The sequence below is a fragment of the Pantoea hericii genome (assembly GCF_014155795.1).
GTDB lineage: Bacteria > Pseudomonadota > Gammaproteobacteria > Enterobacterales > Enterobacteriaceae > Pantoea > Pantoea eucalypti.
In genome coordinates this window covers 1-4,274 of the sequence record NZ_SCKV01000014.1, presented here as the reverse complement: position 1 = coordinate 4,274, position 4,274 = coordinate 1, and the positions used below count along the sequence as shown (strand labels likewise).

4 protein-coding genes and 2 pseudogenes are annotated in these 4,274 nt (G+C 41.2%); all 6 read right to left on the bottom strand.

Annotated elements, in window-relative coordinates:
- Positions 1–443: 443 nt before the first annotated feature.
- Positions 444–823 (bottom strand): annotated as a pseudogene (locus tag H7K52_RS18780) (IS1-like element transposase); the annotation flags it as partial.
- A gap of 185 nt (positions 824–1,008) precedes the next feature.
- The gene (locus H7K52_RS18775) at positions 1,009–1,329 is read right to left on the bottom strand and encodes a hypothetical protein (RefSeq protein ID WP_182630346.1); all 321 of its coding nucleotides are present in this window, start codon (positions 1,327–1,329) and stop codon (positions 1,009–1,011) included.
- A 95-nt stretch (positions 1,330–1,424) separates the two neighbouring features.
- The gene (locus H7K52_RS18770) at positions 1,425–1,781 is read right to left on the bottom strand and encodes an immunity protein Tsi6 family protein (protein ID WP_182630345.1); all 357 of its coding nucleotides are present in this window, start codon (positions 1,779–1,781) and stop codon (positions 1,425–1,427) included.
- Entirely contained in the window at positions 1,771–3,045 is a 1,275-nt protein-coding gene (locus H7K52_RS18765) for a polymorphic toxin type 46 domain-containing protein (protein WP_182630344.1), read from the bottom strand. The genes H7K52_RS18770 and H7K52_RS18765 overlap by 11 nt, the downstream gene beginning before the upstream one ends.
- Positions 3,046–3,048: 3 nt before the next feature.
- Positions 3,049–3,843, bottom strand: a complete 795-nt coding sequence (locus H7K52_RS18760) for a DcrB-related protein (RefSeq protein ID WP_182630343.1) — start codon at positions 3,841–3,843, stop codon at positions 3,049–3,051.
- A 1-nt stretch (position 3,844) separates the two neighbouring features.
- Positions 3,845–4,274: pseudogene (locus H7K52_RS18755) on the bottom strand (bacteriophage T4 gp5 trimerisation domain-containing protein); the annotation flags it as partial.

Genomic DNA, 4,274 nt, shown 5'->3' with positions numbered 1-4,274 from the left:
GCCGGTGAGCGTATGGAACAGCAGGCCGTCCGCCGGCAGCTGAGCAGTAATGCGTGAGAACATGGTTTTTTCCGTACAGACAGAACTGACGATGACGCGGGTCAGTAAAAGTGGAAGGGAAATGATTTTTTTATTTAAAGCATCTTCTGATTAGAAGTAATGGATATCAGGGCGAAATTATTTTTCAAAACAAAACCCCGATTAAAAAATAAACATTTATGAACATGATCAATATAATATTTTTTCAGTCAATATGTATTTTGAATATCAACCAGGAAACACAAAGAGGAAATTATTTTTTAAATAATTTTAAATTAAAATAAGGAAATATAATATACATTACAAACCATCGTGATGCATGCACATTTAACATCCCCATTTATTTCACTGACTAACTACTTCTTGATTATTTCATTATGCATGTTAGCGAAAATCAAAACACACGAAAAAAAGGAACAATGCTGCCGGGCTTTACTGCCAACAAAGCTACACTGCTCATAAAGTTCGCAGATAAGCGCCACATCAGCATGGGCGACGGGTGAAGAGGTTAACCGCTTTGGCCTAATTTTTTTAAACTCCGGATGACGGTGTTAATGCCAATGTTCAGTTTTCTGGCGGTATCACGAACCCAGGCACCATTGATGAAGGCCATTTCAGTGATCTGTTCTTTAATGCACGGCTTACGGGCTTCATAAGCGTAAGTGAGTTGAAACACGCGGTGGCAGTGACGGCTGCGAAATCTGTCATAGCCTTTAGGGTTCTGACCATGGCGGTAAACATGAGCAGACTGACAATGGAGGCAATGAACGTTAACGCTGGCCATGAGAATCTTAAAAAGCGTGCATTATACATCAGATTAAACCAATTAGAGGCATCACCCTATATTTAAATACAGTGTCTACCCAAAACCCTACACTATAGTAACTTAATATAAAAAGTGATAGGATTAACTCTCTAAAAAAACCTTTTTCTAGTGAGAGGGAATTATTTTTATTCACTTATAATAAATCACTTCACAACCTTAATATCTTTAACCTCTCTATCACAAAAGTTGGTCCAATCCTTACGAATAGTCTCGGCCAAACTGATTAGATAGTCAAAGTCATCTCTATGAAGAAGATCATTTTCATCTAATACAAACACCTTACTAATGTCAAAATGCGAGTTTGGATAGAAATTTGGAATAAGAACACCTATAAACCATTTACTATCCGAACGCAGTAAATTAAAGTCACCTTGACGTGACTTAACAATCTTAGCTTCAATAATAAATCGCCCCTTCTTTAAGTCATAAACTTGATAGTCTATCTCTTTATCTAAATTTCTCATGGAAATAACAGTTTCATAATCACCAGTTGGTGATTTACCACCAGGGAACTTTATTTGCGTTATTCTTTATACATTAAAGCCTCAATATTTATCTACTACTGTACTTTTAAATATCTTTTTTTCCGTTTTTCATATTCAGGATCGATTTGATGAGGAAGAATGACTTTGAGTCCCGCGCCTATTTGAGATGCAATATAATTTGCGTTTGAAAGATGTTTGGCAAGCTCTGGGTCAGTAGTATCAAACTCTTTGGAAGCCAAACTCCCCAGATTCATGCTATGCAGGACACTTTTATCTTTTTCTTCACCAGTTAATATTTTTTTTACGTACATAAGCTGTTTCAGAGCAACCTGAAAAACTGTAAAATCCGGTTTTTCCATGGCTCTTTGATTAGTGATATCAATAGCATCATTGATGTAGTCAAGAGCGGTATATTCTTCTTTATTCATCATAACCCCTAAATGCACCTTTTTCGTTTGAGAGCAATTGAATCGCTCCACCTTCTGTTTGATAGGGTTGATTCTTCACCGACCAAGTGTCGAGTGCCGGCAATGATGTACTCCGTAGCATCTCAACTTTATGCTGCACAGTATAAGGCTTGGGTACCTTATCAACCACACTTTCCGTACCATAAATTGTTCCCTTAGGATTTATACCAAGCTTGGTAGGCTTAACATCCTCGCTTAAGGCATACCAGTTTCCCTGACGACCGCCAGGCACTTGATTTTGAAAGAGAGGCTTACTTCTGTTCACTGTTTCAACACTTACTCTCTGCGAATAATCGATTCCATTATCAAAATCTTTGATCTGTTGAGGGTCAAAGCCTTTTGACTCTAACCAATCACGAGCCATTTCTTTATGACCTCGAATCGTGATATCTTTATTTAAATCACCAGTTCTTCCAAACTTCTTATTTAACTCAGCTCGACGTGATGATATTTCGATATTATCAGAATTTAGCTTAGCTGGCTTTGGTATGTTCCCGGCACGCCAGCTATCAAACTTCATGCCCCCTTTGCCACCCAATGCCCCACCGGCAAAACTGCCTACCAGCATAGACCATTTTTGTCCGTCAGAGCCTTCCCCGAAAAGTCTGCCACCCACCCAATCGCCAGCGTAACCGCCGCCCATTGCGCCAGCTAAGCCTAGCAGCGCAATAGCAGGAGATGCCAGGACCGCAACAGCTGCAGTGCCCACTCCCATCATCACCCAGTTTACCCAGCCAGGGATTTCGGGGTTGATATCGTCGGTCTGAAGTTTACCTCCGCCAATAAACACATTGGTTGAACCGCCAGATATCTCAGCGCTGCAGGTCAAACGGTCTCCGATGCGGGCGGCAGGAAAGTTGTTAATAAAAACTTTGTCCGAACCTTCAGCAACCCGTTGCGATGAGCCGCTGTGCTCATCACAGTCGCCTTTGGACAAATGTGCACGTATCGCTGCTCTGCTGTTGGTGAAAACATTCGGCGAGCCGGATAACAGTTTGCCTGTGTTATGCCGCGGAGCCCATGACATGCTCCCTAGCACTTCACCCACCCCTCCGGCAGCACAGGCACCGGCTGCTGCTGCAGATACGACAACCAGAGCCGCTCCACCGGTTACAACAACGGCTGCTGCACCTAAAATGGCACCGCCAATTAACCCGGCGATCATCCAGCCTTTAGAAGCTGTGTGGGCTATCTCGTCCTGCTCTCTGGCAGCATTGAATTCAGCCATGATTTATACATCCTTATGTCTCTGAAGAAACGCAAGGATTTGTGATTCGCTGGCGAGATCTTCTGGTCCTTTAAAGGCTTTTGCCATGCCAAGAATATCTCTTACAGATGAGTTTTTTCTGTGTGATGATGTCCATAGTGCATAGCGCAACGGCTCTTCATTATTTAAGGCGGCGATATGTAATGGGCTTCCCGCTGAGTCAAAGAACAAATAACTGCCATTCAGAGCTCTTTTCAAATCAACATTCTGATAAAGTAATGTCACCGTTTCATGTGCGGTAAGCACTTTAGTATCGTTATCAAAAGAAAAGAAAATCCCCGTTGCATCAGTTGCCACGGGTACCGGCTCATCATCAGAATCACGAGAATTAAATTTTATACTGTTAATAATCTCATGATATTGCTTACTATAATAATCATTAAAACGTCCTGGGCATGTTCCAATATAACAAACAATCTTTTTACCCCCGGCGTCATCATCAAATAAAACAATCGATTGTTTTTGCCAGATCTCAGCGCCATCATTTTCAAAATGATAAAAAAGCTCAACTGCAGGCAGATTATCTATCTCGATCAGTTGTGATGTTATGTTTACAAAAGCGGGAACAGTGACACTCATCTCATTGATAATTCTAGCGGCCACTTTTTGCACTGTATCGTCATGAAAAGCAGATGCGCGAGACACTACGAACGTAAACTCACTCGCATTATTTTCGCTGAGCGTAAAAAGGTTCATTGTCCTGTCTTTAAATATGTCGGGCAGTTCAATTGAAGCTTCCTGAAGAGTATAGGTGGCCATTTTATCCTTTGGTATTTTTTGCTGATGAAGAAAAGTAGTTTTCAATTTCACTTTTTATTTTATTTTTATGTCCACTACCCGGTGCAATTATTGCAGCGCTTCCTCCTTCTGGATTTAAATGTAAATCACCACCTTTGGTATTAATCTCTCCATTACCATCGACGGTAATGTTAAAATTTTTACCAATAAAATTAATCGCACCTTCTTTAGTTAACTCAATCGCGCTCAGACCACACTCGATCCTTACAGTGTCTCCGGCTGCAATGGTGTAAGAAGTAAAGGCCTGTTCAGTACGATTGCCCGTTGTCAGCGTTTTACTATTTCCCTGAGTGCCGAGAGCATGGTCACCATCCACTCGCGTCTCATTATTAGCGCCCACCGAAACTGTCCTATTGTTTAGAACACTGTGTGATTCATCATTTTTAACATGC